9 protein-coding genes and 1 pseudogene are annotated in these 18,000 nt (G+C 70.0%); 8 read left to right on the forward strand and 2 right to left on the reverse strand.

Annotation, left to right across the window (positions count from 1 at the left end; genetic code table 11):
* Window positions 1–262: 262 nt before the first annotated feature.
* Complete coding sequence (locus WMF46_RS04250; protein WP_437984421.1) at window positions 263–2,497, reverse strand: hypothetical protein; 2,235 nt, start codon at window positions 2,495–2,497, stop codon at window positions 263–265.
* A 111-nt stretch (window positions 2,498–2,608) separates the two neighbouring features.
* Here WMF46_RS04250 and trmB point away from each other — a divergent pair, with 111 nt between their 5' ends.
* The 6 genes and pseudogenes from trmB to WMF46_RS04280 all read left to right on the forward strand — a co-directional run bounded on the left by trmB (window position 2,609) and on the right by WMF46_RS04280 (window position 13,160).
* On the forward strand, window positions 2,609–3,289 hold the full coding sequence (trmB, locus tag WMF46_RS04255; protein ID WP_437976526.1) for a tRNA (guanine(46)-N(7))-methyltransferase TrmB: 681 nt from the start codon (window positions 2,609–2,611) through the stop codon (window positions 3,287–3,289).
* A gap of 57 nt (window positions 3,290–3,346) precedes the next feature.
* Complete coding sequence (locus WMF46_RS04260) at window positions 3,347–3,583, forward strand: hypothetical protein (RefSeq protein WP_437984422.1); 237 nt, start codon at window positions 3,347–3,349, stop codon at window positions 3,581–3,583.
* A gap of 107 nt (window positions 3,584–3,690) precedes the next feature.
* Window positions 3,691–3,822 (forward strand): annotated as a pseudogene (locus WMF46_RS04265) (dihydrofolate reductase family protein); the annotation flags it as partial.
* A gap of 784 nt (window positions 3,823–4,606) precedes the next feature.
* Entirely contained in the window at window positions 4,607–5,356 is a 750-nt protein-coding gene (locus WMF46_RS04270) for an SDR family NAD(P)-dependent oxidoreductase (RefSeq protein ID WP_437984423.1), read from the forward strand.
* A 1,492-nt stretch (window positions 5,357–6,848) separates the two neighbouring features.
* Window positions 6,849–9,872, forward strand: a complete 3,024-nt coding sequence (locus WMF46_RS04275) for a DNRLRE domain-containing protein (protein WP_437984424.1) — start codon at window positions 6,849–6,851, stop codon at window positions 9,870–9,872.
* 306 nt (window positions 9,873–10,178) lie between these two features.
* Entirely contained in the window at window positions 10,179–13,160 is a 2,982-nt protein-coding gene (locus WMF46_RS04280) for a penicillin acylase family protein (RefSeq protein ID WP_437984425.1), read from the forward strand.
* Between the two features lie 687 nt (window positions 13,161–13,847).
* Here the strand turns inward: WMF46_RS04280 and WMF46_RS04285 are convergent.
* Window positions 13,848–15,329, reverse strand: a complete 1,482-nt coding sequence (locus tag WMF46_RS04285; protein WP_437984426.1) for an aryl-sulfate sulfotransferase — start codon at window positions 15,327–15,329, stop codon at window positions 13,848–13,850.
* 343 nt (window positions 15,330–15,672) lie between these two features.
* Between WMF46_RS04285 and WMF46_RS04290 the strand changes: the two genes are divergently transcribed.
* Window positions 15,673–17,349 (forward strand): GMC oxidoreductase, encoded by a 1,677-nt coding sequence (locus WMF46_RS04290; protein ID WP_437984427.1) that lies wholly within the window; start codon window positions 15,673–15,675, stop codon window positions 17,347–17,349.
* Window positions 17,350–17,401: 52 nt separating this feature from the next.
* Window positions 17,402–17,812, forward strand: a complete 411-nt coding sequence (locus tag WMF46_RS04295; RefSeq protein ID WP_437984428.1) for a protein kinase domain-containing protein — start codon at window positions 17,402–17,404, stop codon at window positions 17,810–17,812.
* Window positions 17,813–18,000 lie beyond the last annotated feature (188 nt).

Here is an 18,000-nt window from a genome sequence, read left to right on the forward strand (position 1 = left end):
CCCGGTCCCCCACGAATCTGCAACGGATCTGTTCGCTGACTTGCTGTATTGCGCGAACATCCCGATGTTACACGAATACCAGGATGCGTCAACGGCTGTCCTGAACGCTCGACGACGTGGAGCGCCGCGAGCCCACCGGCGCGCTCTCGACTCTCGAGAGCGCATCTTGGGGGCGGGAGCTGCACCCGGGGCGCGACTCGATGGGAGTCGATGTGAGAAGGTGTGGTGTTCCCCTGTGAGCGGGCCGCGCCAGGGGCCGGCGTCAGCGCCCGGTGATCCAGTAATGGAAGGCGTGGAATCCAGCCCCGCGGCGCAGGGTGATCGCGATGGGGGCCGGCGTGGAGAGGCGCGCGGCGGGGAGGGGCAGCGCCCGCTCCACCCACGGTCCACGCGGCACGTCGATGGCGCCGATTTCCTCGCCCGCCACGGAGACGGCGAGCTCGGCGCCGTCGTCCGAGGCCACCCGGAGCACGAGGCGCGCCTCGGCGGGGAGCGCAGCGAGGTGGGCGACGAAGCGATCGGCGGTCCGGTGGTAGCGGCCGCCGTCCGCGAGCTCCGTGCGCGTGAGGTCGAGCTCCCCTGGCGCGCTGCTCTCGGGCGCGGCGAGCGCGATCGCCATGTTGCGCTGGTCCGCGAGCGGATCGAGCGCATAGGCGTGCGCTGCCTCGGACTCGAGGTCCGAGACGTCGAGCTCGTCGAGGATGCGCTCGCCGGGCACGGACCGCACCGGCAGCGCCCCTGAGCCGAGGAGGTCCCAGCGCGCCTCGTAGGCGATCATCGTGGTGCCGCCGAGGATGGCCTGGTCCTCGACGGTGGCGTCGACCAGCGCGCGGCCCAGCACCGGCGCGCACGCCATCCAGTGCGGGTAGACGATGAAGTGCGTCGGCCGGCGCTCCGGGGGCAGCTTCTCGTAGTGCTCGAACCTGGAGCCGGCGCCCGCCACCCAGTAGCGCGCCTCGCCCTCGGTGGTCAGGCCCACGACGTCGAAGGTCCTGCGGCCGCTGAAGTAGGCGAGCGCGCCCGTGTCGTTGACGCCGATCCTGGCGTCCTCCGGCAGGTGCTGCGCGGCCCAGCGGCCGAGCCAGACCTGCTGCCGATCGATGGCGCGGGCGGAGTTGGCGAGGTCGCCGATGGCCCACGGCAGCCGCGCGGCGAGGGCGCCGGCGAACGCGCCGGCGAGGAGGGGCGTCACGTAGTGGAGCGAGGGCCGGAGCCGCTGGGCGGCGTCGCCGAGCTCGCGCGCGAGGCAGGCGGCCATGACGATCCACGCCGGCGCGAAGGGCCAGACGTACCGCACGCGGTTCCAGAGGAAGCTGAGGTACGTGCAGGGCAGCAGCGCGCCGAGCGCCAGGGCGCCCACGATCGCGGCGTGCGCTGGGCGGCCCCTCCGGTGCGCTGCCACGGCGAGCGCGACGGCGCCGAGGGCGATGACGGCGGCGGAGCCCTCGGGGAGGAAGACGGCGGTCCACTGGCCGCCGTCGATCACGTCGGTCACGAGCAGCCGGACGTTGTCGAGGAGCGCGGCCCTGAGCGTCGGTCCGTCGTAGTTGGGGTTGCCGATCAGCCACTTGACGGAGGTCGTCGATGAGGTCGGGTGGCCCGCGAGCAGCAGGTTCAAGGCCGGGACGACGAGCGGACCGAGCAGCGGCGCGAGGGCGAGCAGGCGCCCGGCGGAGCGCGCGGAGTGCCAGAGAGCGCCGCTGCGGGAGGGGGATGGAGCGGAGAGGGGCGGCGCCGGGAGGGGCGCTGGAGGCACAGCGCGTGACGCCGAGAGGGCGAGCGCGATCGCGGCGAGCAGGGAGGCGAGCGCGCCCTCCGGGCGGAGCAGGGGCGCGACGAAGCCGCAGAGCGCGAGGGAGCGGGCGATGGAGGCGGTGGGCGGCTGCGCGGGCGCGCCGGGCGGCTGCGCGGGCGCGCCAGGTGGCTCCGCGGGGGCCGCGCTGTCCGTGGCGGGCTCTGGCGGTGCCGGCTCGCAGAGCGCCGCTGCCAGACGGGCGGTGCGGGTGAGGATCCAGGCGAAGGCGACCGTCTCCATCCCGCTCCAGGCGAACCACGCGAACGCGGCGAACCCGGCGCACATCGCGCCCGCGCCGGCGGCGGCCGCGGGGCCGGCGAGGGGGCGCGCGAGGCGCGCGGTCTCGACGGCGAGCGCCGCGTGGAACACGAGCCCGAGCGCCCAGACCGCATAGACGAGCGAGAGATCGCGCAGGCCGAGCGCGTGGAAGGGGGCGAGCAGCACGGGCCAGAGCAGGCTGGTGGCGCCGCTCGAGTAGCCGTCGCCTGCGACGAAGCTGAAGAAACCGCCCTCGGCGAGCCGCCGGGCGTACTGCATGTGGATGAACGCGTCGTCGAGCGGCAAGGCCGGGCGCCCGGCCTGCGCAAGGATCGCCCGGATGCAGAGCGCGCCGAGCGCGCCGCTCGCGGCGAGGGCGGGCGCATAGGGGAGGGCGCGCGCGGCGAGGGCGCGCAGCCGGGAGGGGGCCGGAGGTGCCGCCATGGGGCCCGACGCATACCACCGTGCCGCCGGGGGACAGCGATTTCCCGCGCCGGGTGGCCGGCGGATTTCCCGCGCGGGGGCGGCCGGCATTTGGTAGAGCGCCGGGGATCCATGGTCTTCCAGCCGCGCCCGAACCACCCCTACGCCGACGCGCCTCGCTTCCCTGACGGCGACGACGTCTCCATCGACGCCTTGATCCCGGGCGCCGGCCCCGTCGAGATCGAGATCGGCCCTGGCCGCGGCGGCTTCCTGTTCGAGCGCGCGGCGGCGAGCCCCGAGGCGCGGCTGCTCGGGCTGGAGATCCGCCTGAAGTGGTCGGCGATCGTCGACGGGCGCCTGAGGAAGGGCGGCCTCGGCGGCCGTGTGCGGGCGCTCAACGCCGACGCGCGCGAGGCGCTCGCGCGGCTCCGCCCCGACGCGTCGATCGCGCGGTTTTTCCTGCACTTCCCGGATCCGTGGTGGAAGAAGCGCCACACGAAGCGCCTCGTGATGGGCCCGGCGCTGCTCGACAGCCTCGCGCGCCTGCTCATGGACGGCGGCGAGCTCTTCGTGCAGACCGACGTCGAGGAGCGCGGCGCGCTCTACGCCGAGCAGATCGGCGCGCACCCCGCGTTCGAGCCGGCGGGCGACGCGCCCGGCTCGCCGCACCTCGCCGAGAACCCCTACGGCGCGAGGAGCCCCCGCGAGCACCACGCGATCGCCGACGGGCTGCCGGTGAGCCGGCTGCGTTACCGGAGGCGGCCGCGCGCGGCCGGCGGCGCGCCGCTGGATCCCGGCCAAGACGCCGGCTGAGCCCGCTGGACGCGCCGGCCGGGGCGCGTGAGGCGGATGGCGGCTACGCTGCACGTCATGCGGTCGATCCGCACGTGGACGACAGTCGCCGCGGCGATCCTCGCTCAGGCGTTCATCACGGTGCGCCTGTGGCGGAGCGAGCTGTACTCGCGCGACCAGGAGCTCCTGCAAAGCGCGCTGAGTTGGCTATTTCCGGTCGCGGGATGCTTCATTGTGTACTCGGGGTTGCGGCAGGAAGACGATGTCTCCCGGCCGACGCCGAACACCGAGATGGAGAGTGACGACGAGGAGTAGATGGAGAATGGCTGAGGAGCAGCTCTGCGCGCTGCTCAGCAGGCCATGCTCCAGCTCTGGGGATCCCCTCCCGGGCACGCACGGCAGCCGCTACGCTGCTGCCGAACCGCGGCGACGAGGAGGCGCCGCCGGCGATGCGCGCGTGGGCGGTCAAGCTGGAGGCCAAGCCGAAGTACGTGGTGTCGTCGACGCGAAAGGACTTCCCGTGGACCAACAGCCACCCCATCGCCGGCGACCTCCCTCGCCGCGGCATGGTGCGCACCGGCGCGCGTCGCTGCGTGCAAGGTGAAGCCATCGAGCGCAGCGCACAGCGGCTTGTCGTACGCGAGCGCGCCCGGAGAAGACGGCGAGAGCCCGCGGAGCCATTGCGGGGCGACGACGTGTGGCGCGGCTCTCGTCCCGAGACGGTGGAGGCACAGAGCGCGGCCTCCGGCTCGTCGTCATAAGCCCCGTCGAGGAAGACCACGTGCGAGGCGCTCTCCGCTGGGCGTTTCCGACACGAAGTTAGCCAGTTTCCCTTCTGGCGCAGACAGCGCAAATCGCTCCGTCCACCGTTGCGGCGGAAGGCTCGCGAGTGCTTCCGGCGGAAACATCGCCCTCACGAGGTTGATCCCCGCGCTCTTGCCGTTCCCGCCCTCGCCAAATAGAATCGGGCAGCGCTGAAATCTGATGGCGTCGCCAGTGTAATGTAGACAATATTACATATCCGAGTGAACTCGTTGGATCTGTTGGTATTTATACGCGGATCAGTGGATCGTACTTCTTGTACGTTATGCCAATTGCCGGTCATTGGCGGAAAATTCTTGACAGGTCGGAATGGCTTCGCGCGGGCTATCCTCGGTGGCACGCCAGCGCGAACGCTTGGACGGCCTCGAGCTCGTCAAGGCGAGCCCGCGGCGCCGCGAACGTCGCGACGACCACCGGCGGCCCCTCGGGCCGCTCCTCTTCGCCGTCGTCCCGTCAGCTGGAGACGGCCAGTCTCTCGATCCATTCCAATCCTTATTCCACGGAGTTTAGATTGCCATGCTCAGCAATAAAGTCGTTTTGATCACCGGGGCCACATCGGGAATCGGGGCCGCGACAGCGATCGCGGCGGCGCGGGCCGGCGCCAAGGTGGTGCTGGCCGCGCGACGCCAGGAGATGGGCGACGCGCTCGCGGCCCGCATCAAGGTGGAGGGTGGAAACGCGCTGTTCGTCCGCACCGACGTCACCGTCGAGGCGGACATCCAGGCTCTGATCGAGCGCACCGTGGAGGCCCATGGGCGGCTGGACTGCGTCTTCAACAACGCCGGTATCGCCACCGCGCTCGGGCCGCTCGCGGACGTGCCGGTCGCCGATTACCTCGCTCTCATGCAGGTCAACCTGCACAGCATCTATCTGTGCATGAGGTATCAAGTGCCCGTCATGAAGAAGGGCGGCGGCGGCTCGATCGTCAACTGCGGCTCGATCGCCTCCACGGTCTCTGCGCCCGGGTTCGGCGTCTATGCCGCGACCAAGCACGCGATCCTCGGCCTCACCAAGTCTGCGGCCATCGACTACGCGGCGGACAAGATTCGCGTCAACGCCATCCTGCCCGGCCCGGTGGAGACCGAGATCTGGGATCATATGCAAAGCGGCGAGCAGGTGCTCGACGCCTTCGGCGCGGCCACGCTGATGAAGCGGTACGCGCACGCAGACGAGATCGCTCGACCGGCGGTCTTCCTGCTGTCCGACTGGTCGTCGTACATGACCGGCACGCAGCTGACCGTGGACGGCGGCTACACTGCAGTGTGACCCGGGGCAGCGCGCCTCGGAGGTCTTCGCGCTCCTGGCCCGGGCAGGCTTCATCGCGCCTCGCCTGATCTTCTGCGAGCTGCAAATCAAGACCTGGGTGACGCGCTACGAGCCATCCACGCTCGGCGCGTGACGCGGCGAGCACGAGCGGTCCGACCTGCGGCACCATGGTCGTCGTTCCTTTTACGGATTGCGGATCGCCCAGCGCACCCGTGGTGCCCTGGCCTCGACGATGACATTATGGTTGTCGCCAGTGAATGACGATTGGCAACAAAAGCAGATCGGCGTGATGTTCATCAACGAGACGAACCTGGGCGATCGACGTCGTCGCCCCAGGCGCGCACGATCACGAGGGTGCGGGAGCAGTCCAGCGGGACTTCGTCAGAATCCAGCGGTACCAGGAGATCAGCGACACTTGCTCACCCCTCCGCTGCCACCGGCAGCCCGAGCGGCCGACCGAGCGCCTCGTGAACGAGCCGGGCCGCCACCTCAATCCCCGAGGGCGACGGCGCGGCTCAGGGTGCCGGCGAGCGAGGCGACCACGGCCGCCCGAGGCGACGGATCGGTCACGGCGAGCTCCCCAGGCCCCGGGCTTGACGCTTGGGCCCGGGTTGGGCCCACGCCTTCGACCGCGCGGACGAAGGTCGCGGCGAGCGGCGCTCCAGCGGCCCTGGCGAGCCGCGATCCGGGTAGCTAACCCTCGGCACAGCGCTCGATCAGGACTGGGAGCGGCTTCTTGCTTGCGGAGTCGCGGTGTCGCCAGCGAAGCGCGCGACCTCCATCGCGTCGCGGGGGCCGCCGCCGAGCCAGCCAGCGCGGGGGCAGGTAAGTAAAGGTCGTGGGCTGGCCTGGATAACCCAGTCGCGCTGGGTGTTCACCAACACTTCTGTGGATTTCGTCTGCGTTCATACACTCAAGCGGGCGAACGATCGCTTCTCTATACCTTACTTCACACCGGCGGGCGGCCTGAGCACTTCAGTTCTGCATCGAAAATTTATAGCCTTGATGTGAATAACGACCGAAGTGTGCGACCTAATTGGCGGTCGTTTGATCTTGGAAAGTATTTCGTCTTGACCGGACGAGTCGATCCGGGAATAGAGTTGTTTCACGAGAGCGCCGGTATCCGCACCCTCTGGTGCTGGATGGTCTGCTCCGATGGTTCGCGGCGCGAATGCACGCAGCGGGAGGCTCCTCTTCTGCCCCCTGGTGCCTTCGCCCGTCACGGTCCTGTCCATCACAGCGGTTCGACGACGCCGGGGGAGAAGAAGCCATGCATTCGATTTCTCGATGCTTTGGGTCGCCGTCGTTTGCCGCCGGGAAGCTCATCGCCTCGCTCGTGGCGATGTCGATCGTTGAGCGCCGCTCGATGAGGACGTGACCGCGGAGGGGCCGCCCAGGCCCCGATTCGAAGTCAGTCGCCGAACGGGTAACCCCCACAGACGAAGCAAGTCTGCGACGGGGCACGTGTGTGCCTTCCGTCAAAGGAGACTCAATGCGTAGAATCAGTCACCTCCTTCCCTTGACCTTCTTGGCCGGGATCTCCGGCCTGCTCGGCTGCTTGGGCGTCCCCGATTCGGACGAGCTGGCTGAGCTGGCCGAAGAAGACGTGGGCGCGAGCGAGGAGATGCTGGTAGCGCGCCCCGCCGCGCGGCTCATCTTGACCGACTCCGTCATCGCGCGGCTGAAGGCGCGCGCCGCGGCTGGCGACGCCGCTTGGACGGCGTTGAAGAAGCGCTGCGACGATTACACGACCGGCACGATGCACCCGCCGAACGGCAGCACCTACCCGGGCTACCCGAACGTCGGGCAAGGCTATCAAGGTGACGAGTATCCGCCGGTCGTGCGCGCGCTGGGCATCTGCTATCGCGTGACGACCGACACGGCCGCGCAGGCTCGCTACGGCGAGGCCGGCGTTCGCCTGCTGGAGGCCATGAGCACCCCGGTCGCGTCCGGGGGGCAGAAGCCGTCGACGGACCTGGGTTACGGCATCCGAAACTACGTGGTCGGTATGGCGTTCGGCTACGACTGGCTCTACCCGGCGCTGCCGGCTGCGACCAAGACGCGCCTGGTCGCTTCGATGAACTCGTGGATCGACTGGTACGACGAGAGCGGGTTGATCAAGAACGACCCGATCGGTAACTACTTCGCCGGCTACTACCTGGCCAAGACCGCGGCGGCGCTGGCGACCGAGGGCGAGAACGCCAAGGCCAGCGTGTACTGGAACGACGTCGTGACGCGCATGTGGGGACAGCTCGTGAAGCCGAAGTTCACGAGCATGATGGCTGGCGGAGGCTGGCCGGAGGGCTGGGGCTACGGCGGCAGGGCCGTCTTGTACATGGTCGAGGCGCTGTGGGCGACCAAGACGGCGACCGGCCTCGACTGGTGGAAGGAGCTGCCGCTGGCCCGCGAGCAGGCGACCTATGCTCGGTACTTCACGTGGCCTTCACTCAAGCACATGGACGACCAGGGCACGATTCGTGCGGGCATCAACATGCGTCCTTCTGCGGCGATGTTCCTCGGTCTGGCGACCATGCTCGAGCAGCAGGGTGACACCTCGGCCGCCGTCGCGCGCGGCTTCGCCGCCGACGTGATCGCGGCAGCAGGCGACGACTCGGCGCCGTGGTCCAAGTTCTTGTATGGCGACACGGCCGCCGCCAGGAGCGGGTACCAGTCGAGCGGCTTGTCGCACTTCGCGGCCGGCCCTGGCCACGTCGGCATGCGCTCGTCCTGGGACAAGACGGCCGTGTGGGGGGCGCTGTCTGGCGGCGCGTACATCAACGCCGCCTACTCCGGGGAGCAGATGTTCAACGCCGGCGGTCTGAGCGTGGTGGTCGGCGATCAGCCGGTACTGATGAACGCCACCGGCTGGCTGCCCCAGAACTGCGGCAACACCTGCGAGAACCTGGTGAACGACGACAGCTACGGCACGAGCCAGCGCCGGCTGCACAATACCTTCTTCGTCGACGACGCCACGAACCGGTACAACCCAGGACAGAATTCGCTCTCACCGGTCGATTCGAACGCCCATGTAGAGCGGTACGAGGACCGCGGCGCGTTCGTGCGCGCGCGCGCCACGGGCCTCGGAGACCAGTACGGCAGCCCCACGGTCAAGCCGGTCTCGCAGTTCACGCGCGACGTGGTGTTCTTCCGTCCAGGCAGCTTCGTGCTGTTCGACCGCACGACGGTGGCGAAGGCCAGCGCGGACCAGTGGATGAGCTTTCACACACCCGTGGCGCCGCGTCAGGTGACCACCGCCGACGCGACACAGAAGCGCTTCGACGTCGTGGTGGGTAGCACGCTGGTTGGAAGCGTGCGCGCGCTGCTGCCGAAGAGCGCGAGCACGACGACGACGACGCTGCCGGCTTCGACGGCGCGGCTCGAGGTGCACGCTCCGGTGCGTGCGGCGGCGCAGCAGTGGCTGACCGTCGTCTCGGCGGGCGCGACGCTCGGCGAGCAAACGCGACTGTCGTCTGCGGACGGCAACGTCATCGCCGGCAACGTGGTGGGCGTCGAGCTTTCGGCGCCGCAGAATCAGGTCGTGCTGTTCTCGGCCGATCAGGCCGCGACCGGCACCGTGTCGAGCGCGGAGTACCTGGTCTCGCAAGCGGCAGCCGAGCATGTGCTGGTCGACGTTGCGCCCTCGAGCTCCGGATATGCGGTCACGGCCGTCGACTCCGGCGGAAAATGGCGGATCCGCGTGAGCGCGGGCGGCGCGCTGCAGGTGTCGGGCGCCAGCAAGACCTTGAGCTTCAAGGTCAGCGCCACCGGCGCGGTCACGGCGGGCTCCTCGACGCCTCCGACGTCGACGCCGACCTCACCGTCGCCGCCCACCGAGCCGACGCCGACCGAGCCGACGCCGCCGACGACGCCGACCGAACCGACGCCGACGACGCCGACCGAGCCGACGCCGCCGAGGCCCGGCGGTACAGCGCAGACGCTGACCTTCACTCAGGGCGTCAATGGCTACACCGGTGTGCAAGATCTGAGCATCTCCAGCCTGAATTACTCGTCCAGCAACCCTGTCGGCACGGTCTACAAGACCAACGACGTGCTCCTCGCCGACACGCGCCGCTACACCACCAAGGCGCTCATTCGTTTCGACATATCGCAGATCCCCACCACCGCCACGGTGACGGCCGCCACGCTCGCCGTGACGTTCGAGAGCTGGGTCGGGCCGCAAGCCATGAACGGCAACTTCATGAAGACGCCGTGGAGCTACGGCTCCGCGACGCTGGGCTTTTCGAGCGGGGGCGCGGGCAGCAACTGGACCGCGCCGGGCATCGGCTCGGGCGACGTGCAGGGACCGACCTTTCAGTTCCTGAACATCGACGACAGCGGATATCAGCGCAAATCGATCGCGCTCGACCCCGGCAGCGTGCAGAGGTGGGTCCGGAGCAGCGCCGCCAATCAAGGCCTCGTGCTCGCCAACACCGCGACCGGCAAGGATCTGCGCATCTGCTCGAGCGAGGTGGCCAATGTCGCGAGGCGTCCGACGCTCTCGGTGACCTTCCAGTAGCGCCGCGCAGTCGAGCAAGGTCCTCCCGGACCGCAGTCGCTGGCCTCCTCGGCGACCCGGGGTACCAAGGTAAGATTCAGACGGCTTGGCGCGGGGGCGGTCCGGCACGGGCCGCCACGGCGTCTGCGTGTCATGCTGGCCCAGACACCGCGCCAAGGCACGCTCCCTCTTGCCGGCCGTGCCCTGGCCCATGTTGCCGCGAAAGGAGCTCCGAACCTACCTCGCTTGACGACGCGCTGTTCCAGCCACCGCGTCGCGGGACGACGCCGCCGCGGTGGCTCGCTTCCATCCTACCAAGGAGCGTTCGTGCGACTGTCATTCTCTTCGGCACATTGCGTCCTCGCCTTGGTCACCGGGCTCACGGGCATGCTCGGGTGCTCGGACGACCCTGGTCCCGGCAGCCGCGCGCCCGACGCGGGCGCGCCCGGCGATCCCGACGCGGGCGCGCCCGACGGCAGCCCGCCCTCCTCCGCGACGTTCGGTCCCCTCGGCGATCGTCCGGATCTGCCCGTGGACGGGCGGCTCACCATCGGCGGCCTGCTCGCTGCCGTCGATGTCGTCCAGGACAGGGACGGTAGGCCCCATATCTATGCCGAGAACCTCGTGGACGCGATGCGCGTCGAAGGGTATCTGACGGCGCGCGACCGCGCGCTTCAGCTCGAGATCTTGCGGCGCACCGCCGAGGGGAGGCTCGCAGAGCTCTTCGGCGACCTCGATCCCACCACCATCGATCAGGACATCGCTCTCCGCCATGTCGGGCTCGGTCGGATCGCCAGGGCCCAGTACGACGCGCTCCCCGAGGGGGAGCTCCGCCAGATGCTCGACGCGTACGCGGACGGGGTGACCCAGGTGTTCAGGAAGATCCGCTCCGCGGACATCCTCCTCCCCGAAGGCGCGACGGGGATACCCGCCAAGGCGTTCACCGACTGGAGCGGCGTCGACTCGCTCGCGATCAGCCGCTTCCAGAGCTACCTCCTGTCGTTCGACGCCGAGCTGGACATCACCATGCAGCAGCTGTTCGACGCCGCCCGGACGACGTTCGCGTCGAGCAGCGCCGATCCGCTCGCGCAGAAGCGCGCCGGCTTCGAGCGGGACTTCCTGAGGTTCGCCCCCTCCGAGCCCGCGGTGACCAGCAGCGGCTATCCCGCCTCCCCGGCGCGGGAGAAGGCGCAGAAGGCGGAGGACAAGGCGGCGAAGAGGGCGCTTCGCGCGCTACGACCGGGCCGCGCCGCGCCGGGCCGCGCGAAGCTCATTTCGTCGCTGACCGGCTACCTGAGCGCGGTCCAGCGCGCCAGGAGCAAGGTCGCCCCGGAGGGCTTCGGCTCGAACAACTGGGCCATCCACGCGAGCCGGAGCGCGACGGGGCACGCGCTCGTGGCCAGCGATCCCCACCTGTCGCTGAGCGCGCCGGCCGTCTGGTATGCCGTCTCGATCCATGTCACCGCGCCCGAGGGCAAGGACGCGAGCCGCGATGTTCACGTCGGGGGCGTCACCTTCCCCGGGATTCCGGGGATCATCCTGGGCCACAACGAGCACGTCGGGTGGGGAGCGACGGTCGCGATGTACGACGTCACCGATGTCTATGCCGAGAAGCTCACGCCCGACGGCAAGGCCGTGCTCTTCAAGGGCAATCCAGTGCCCCTCCAGACGGTCGAGGAGGTCATCGCGATCGCTGGCAGGGAGCCCTATACCTACCGTGTCCCGATCGTGCCCCATCACGGCCCGCTCCTGCCGACCATCGTCGACCACGCGGTGGTGGATCCGGACCCGGCCGTGGGGGCGCTCAGCGTCCGCTGGACGGGGCTTGCGCCGACGAAGGAGCTGGAGGCCATCTTCGGCCTGCTGCGCGCCCGCTCGGTCGATGATGCGCAGGAGTCGCTCTCGAATTTCAGCGTTGGGGCGCAGAACTGGGTGATGGGCGACACCGCGGGCGACATCCTCTGGACGACGCACGCGGCGATCCCGACGCGGTCTCCTGAGGCGTTCGCCTGGGACGCGGCCACCTATACGGGCGTCCTCCCCTGCATGGTGCTCCCCGGCGACGGGACCGCGGAGTGGACAGGGACGCTCCCCGAGCACCTCATCCCCCGGGCGAAGAACCCGCCGGCGGGATACCTCGCCACGGCGAACAACGACCCCATCGGGGACTCCCTGGACAACGATCCATCGAACGGCACGCTCCCCGACGGCACCCCGATGTACCTGGGTTGCAGCTTCGACATCGGGTTTCGCGAGGGCCGCATCCAGGAGCGGATCGATGCCCACGAGGGACCTCTGTCGCCGGAGGATTGCGCGGCGATCCAGGGCGACATCAAGTCGGCGCTCGGCGCGAGGCTCGTGCCTCACCTCCTCCGCGCCGTGGACCGCGCCGAGGCGGAGCGCAAGACGCCCGGTACTCACCCCGATCTGACCGCGATCGTCGCGGACGCCGCATACGACCCGCAGCGCATCGCCGCCCTGCGGGCGCTCCTCGACGGCTGGGGCAAGGAGGCGGACTACAAGGCGGCCGCCGGCATCGATCTCGACACCGCCATGCCGCTCGCGGACGAGGGCGATGGCCCCGGCGCGATCGACGCCCGCGCCTCGGAGGCGACGTTGGTCTTCAACCTCTGGCTCGTCCGGGTGGTGCGCCGGGTGCTGGGCGACGAGCTCGACCAGATGGGCTTCCCGTCGTTCTCCTGGGACCTGTCGGCGAAGGCGCTCCTCCACCTGTTCTCTGCCGATCGGGAGCAGCTCGCCACCTTCGATCCGGCCGTGCAGGACAGCACGCTGTGGGACGACATGGGCACGCCAGCGGTCGAGTCCAGGGACGAGCGCGTGCTGCGCGCCCTGCTCGACGCCCTCGCCTGGCTCGAGCAACAGGGGGGCTCCGGGGCTGCGGCGCCCCGCTGGGGCGCCTTTCACACGGTCACCTTCCACGCGCTCGTCCCCCTCTCCAGCAGCCTCAGCATCCCTCCGCCGAGCGATCCGCTCTGGAGCGGCGGCTTTCCGCGCGGCGGCGACGAGTTCGCGGTGGACTCCTCGGATTACCGCCTCTCGTGGGCGCTCGACGAGTCACCGGATTTCCGGTACGTCCACGGCCCGTCGCAACGGCTCGTCGTGGAGCTCGACCCGGCGGGGCCGAAGGCGTGGAACGCCATTCCCGGAGGCAATGTCTGGGACGCCGAGAGCCCGCATTTCCGCGATCAGGCGGAGCTCTGGCGAAAGAACCAGACGCACCTGGTGCCGTTCCTGCTCCCCGACGTGATCCGGGCGAAGGCGTCGCGCACGGTGGTCGAGGCGCCATAGCCGGCGCGGCCACCGCGAGCGTCGCGCGCGCGAACGTCGGCGTCGTGGCCGCCACAAAGGAAGAGCTCCTGACAAGAAACTTCCGCCGGTGGCGCCGTGGCTTTTTCGTTGAGCCGAACGAGAACGCTCGGGGTACGTACAGGTATGAGGCGGGAATCCTTATTTCTTGCGAGGGTTGCTGCGGTCGCTGCGGCAGCTCCGGCGGCGTGCTCGGGTTCGGGGGAATTTCCGAGAGGAGGGGCGGGCCGTCGAGGATCGGCTGGGGCATCCGAGGTCGTGCTCGCCTTTGGCCTTCACTTCCGGATAGCTTCGATTCTCCTCCTTCCCCATCCTGCGGGGGAGCGGGACCGCACAGCCCGCGATCAGACCCAGCGCTCCGCGTTCAATCGTCTCTTCGAGGCGGTCGCGCACCAGCTGGCGAATGCGCGGATCGAGGCCTGGGACGACCGGTCGGGGGACGCCGCGCCTCCGGATGGCGCGCAGCCGCTGGAGGGCTCGGCGCCGGGCGCTCACCCCTCCCGGCGCGCCGCTGTCGCGTCGCGGCGCTCCGGCTCCGCGCCGCCGCCGCGGGCGACCGCGCGCTCGTCGTTCCGCACAGCGACCGACGAGCCCAGCTCGCCGCGCCGCGAGCCGCCCGGGAGCGCGCCGAGCAAGTGGGCGCCCGCGCGCCGGTCCGCCTGACGTCGATCATCTCTGCGCCTCGCTCCCCTCCGTGGGCGCGACGCAGAAATCCGCCTCGGCGCCGTAGCCCTGGGCGCCGCGGAGCTCCACAACCCGGTCCCGGCCGAGGGGCGCCGCGCCCGGGACGCGGAACGTTCTGACGTCGAGCCGCGGCACCGGCGCCTGCCGCGGCGCCGGGAGCTGGGGCACCCAGGCGTACGGCGCCCGGTAGGCCCGGTACACGAGGTTGAGGCTGAGCGGCGGTTTGCGCCAGTAAGGGCTGATGTACTCCCAGACGATCTCGTGCCCCGCGGTGACCTCGAAGATGCGGCCGTCGGAGCCCTCGGTGATGAGCGTGTTGCCGTTGGGCAGCCGCTGAGCGCTGCTGATGAACGGGCTGTAGAAGCGCGCCGCGTCGAGCGGCATCACGAAGCCCGCCTCCCTGGGCGTGTATTGCCACCGGATCTCCAGCGTGGTGGGGTCGATCTCCAGCACCCGCGAGTGGTCGCGCAGGGCCGTCTTGAGGCCCCTCGGCGCGCCGGGGTTGGGGGCGCCGTAGCCGGCCCAGCCCCCGTTGTCGAAGACGAGGAGATTGCCCTCGCCCGGCAGCCCGCGCGGGATGAGGTGGGCGTGGTGCTGGCCGATGATCCAGCCGAGCCGGCGCTCCGCCTCGCTGCCGTCGTACCGCGGGCCGAGCTTCCACACGATCCGCCCCGTCTTCCTGTCGACGATCGCGATGATGTTCGCCTCGCGCGCGTCCCAGATCAGGTTGTCGGGGTGAAAGCGCTTGTCCCCGGCGTCGTACCACCGGTTCGGCCCGAGCAGGGACAGCGAGTTGATGTGCAGCCAGTCGCCGATCCCCCCGTCCGCGGCGCTCGCGCCGAGGACGCTGCCGCCCGGCGCGCGCAGGCTGGGATCGCGGCGCAGGGCGGCGCGCGCGGCGTCATCGAAGCCCAGCTCCTCGACGTGCTCGTGGGCGCGCCACTCCCATACGATGTTCCCCTTCCAGTCCACCTCGATGATCTTGTCATCGAGCAGCGGATGCTCGGAGATGGCGAAATTCTGCACGTTCTCGTGCACGAGCAGGAACGTGCTCCCCCGGTCGACCAGCGGGTCCTGGCCGGGCGCGTAATAGCCGACCGGATTTCCCTGCCGCTGGAAGTCGTGGTGCTGGCGCGAAAGCCAGCGCGGCGCCTCGCCGGGATCGTGGATGTGCTCGAGGCGGTCGAAGCGCCACACCACGTTGCCTTCCCAGTCGACCTGGACGAGGTCGATCTGGTCTTGCGCCCCGTGCCGCGGGTCGCGCTCCCCGGTGCTGCCGAACACCTGTCCACCGGGCAACAGCTTGTTGGGAAACCCGTGCAGCCCACGCCAGAGCTGCACCTCACGGCCGTTCATGTCGATGAGCAGCGCGCCCAGCCCTGCAGCCTGGAAGATCGTATAGCCGTTCCAGCTCCGGTCCGGGTCATAGAGGGTGACCCCGGTGGGGTAGATGGTCGGATGGCCCATGGTTCGCGTCTCCTCGTCCGCGGTGGCGCTACGCACGGGGCGTACCAGCGGTGAATGCCGTGGGTGGAGGTGTTGCGCCGGGCGCCGCCGCGCGACGCTGCTGCGCAGCGAGCAGCCGACCAGCACCATGCGCTGGCCTGGGTGCACCGCGGACGTCGAGAGCGTCCTCCGGCCGCCGAGATCCCCGCCGAGGTGTGCGCCTCTCCAGAACGGCGCGCCCCGCTCTCGGCGACGCGGGAGGGCGTGCGCGCGGTCAACGAGGCGCGAGGCGCGACGCCGAGCCGCGTCCGCCGGTGGGCTCTGGAGACCGGCTGGGCCATACTCCCCCCGAGAAGCGGGTGGCATGGATTTCGACGTCGACTTCGCCATCGTGGGTTCGGGTTTCGGCGGCAGCGTCTCCGCGCTGCGCCTCACCGAGAAGGGCTACAGCGTCACCGTGCTCGAGTGCGGCAAGCGCTGGCGCAAGGAGGAGTTCCCGAAGACCAACTGGAATGTACGGAAGTTCCTCTGGGCGCCCAGGCTGCTCTGTCACGGCATCCAGCGGCTGACGCTGCTCAGCGACACGCTCATCCTCTCGGGCGCGGGCGTGGGCGGCGGCTCGCTGGTCTATGCCAACACCTTGCTGGTGCCTCCGCCCGAGGCCTTCGCCAGCCCCGGCTGGCCGGCCGGCACCAGCTGGCGCGACGAGCTGATGCCCTTCTATGAGCTCGCGAAGCGCATGCTCGGCGTGACCCCGAACCCGAAGCTCTGGCCGGCGGACCGGCAGCTCCGGCAGATCGCCGACGAGATGGGCCGGGGGGACACGTTCCACGTCGCCAGCGTGGGTGTCCTCTTCGCGAGGGAGGGCGAGCAGGAAGGGCAGCGCGTGCCAGACCCGTTCTTCGCCGGCGAGGGCCCTGAGCGCGCCACGTGCGTCCACTGCGGCGGATGCATGGTGGGGTGCCGCTTCGGCGCCAAGAACACGCTCGATCTCAACTACCTTTATCTGGCCGAGAAGAAGGGCTGCACCATCCAGCCCGAGACGATGGTCACCGCGATCGAAGCGCTCCCGGGCGGCGGCTACGAGCTCACCCTGGAGCGTTCGACCGCGCTGCTCAGGAAGCGGCGCCGCACGCTCCGGGCGCGCGGGGTGGTGCTCAGCGCCGGCGTGCTGGGCACGGTGAAGCTCCTGCTGAAGGCGAGGGCCGAGCGCCGGTTACCCCACCTCTCCACGCAGCTCGGCAACTACGTGCGTACCAACAGCGAAGTCATCCTCGGGGTGACGGCCAGGGACGACCGGGTCGACTACTCCCGTGGCATCGCGATCGCGAGCGGCATCTACCCGGACGCGCGCACGCACATCGAGCCGGTGCGTTACCCGGCCGGCTCCGACGTGATGGGCGCGCTGGGCACGGTGCTCACCGACGACGCGCCGGGCCTGCCGCGCTGGCTGCGCTGGCTGGGCCGGCGGCTGCTCCGCCCCATCGACCTGATCACCGGGCTCCTGCCGTTCAGGTTCGCGAGGCGCTCCACGATCCTCCTCGTGATGCAGACGGTGGACAATTACATGCAGCTCGCCTGGAAGCGCGGCGCGATGACCACCCACAGACCGCCCGGCCAGCCGAAGCCACCGGCGTACATCCCCGTCGCCAACGAGGTTGGCAAGCGGCTCGCCGTGCTGATGGACGGCACCCCGCGTAACGCCATCAACGAGGCCGTGCTGAACGTCCCGACCACCGCGCACATCCTTGGCGGCTGCGCCATCGCCGACAGCCCGGAGCGCGGGGTGATCGACCAGCGCAACCAGGTGTTCGGCCACGACGGCCTTTACGTGGTCGATGGCTCGATGGTGCCCGCGAACCTGGGCGTGAACCCGTCGCTCACCATCACCGCCATGGCCGAGCGGGCGATGAGCAAGATGCCACCGAGGCGGGACAACCCCGCCTTCACCGGGGCGTCCAGAATGCTCGAGGCGGCGGCGCCCTCGAAAGGCCAGGCTACGATAAAAAAGCGGTTGCGAGGCGAACAAGATTCCTTGTAGGTAGAGAATGTAGTGTGCGTGGTAGTGCGCGCCACGCAAAGGCAGGGGCAGCTTGGACGCTCGACAGAAGATCGGCGCGGTGCTCGGGGACCGTTATGAGATTCTCGCCGAGCTGGGCGAGGGCGGCTTCAGCACCGTCTACAAGGCGCGGCAGCTCGCGACGGGCCAGTGCGTCGCTATCAAGGTGCTGCAGCTCGGGTCGAGCGGCGCGGCGCAGGCGCGCGAGAAGCGCGTCGCGCGCTTCTCGCGCGAGATGCAGCTCTGCGGGCAGCTCCACCATCCGAACATCGTCAGCCTTATCGACTCGGGGCAGGCGGACGAGGACGTCGTCTATTCGGTCTTCCAGTTCGCGCCTGGCAAGGACCTCGCCCGGGTCCTCGCCGAGGAGGGCCCGCTGGATCCTCGCGAGGCGCGGGGACATCCTCCGACGCGCGACCGCGAAGGACGCGGCGGCACATGCTGACGGAGACGGTGGAGCTCGCCAGGCAGCTGGTCGCCGGTGGGCGCTCCAAGCAGCTGGTGGAGGGCTAGCGGCGCCAGATCACGGCCGTTTGCTGCACCCTGACGGCGTCGAGCACGGCGCAGGGGCAGGGGGACACGGAGGAGCTCGATCAGTGTGAGCGTGGACTGCGCAGCCCGGCGCAGGCCCGG

It is taken from the genome of Sorangium sp. So ce117 (assembly GCF_051524395.1).
GTDB classification, from domain to species: Bacteria; Myxococcota_A; Polyangia; order Polyangiales; family Polyangiaceae; genus Sorangium; species Sorangium cellulosum_B.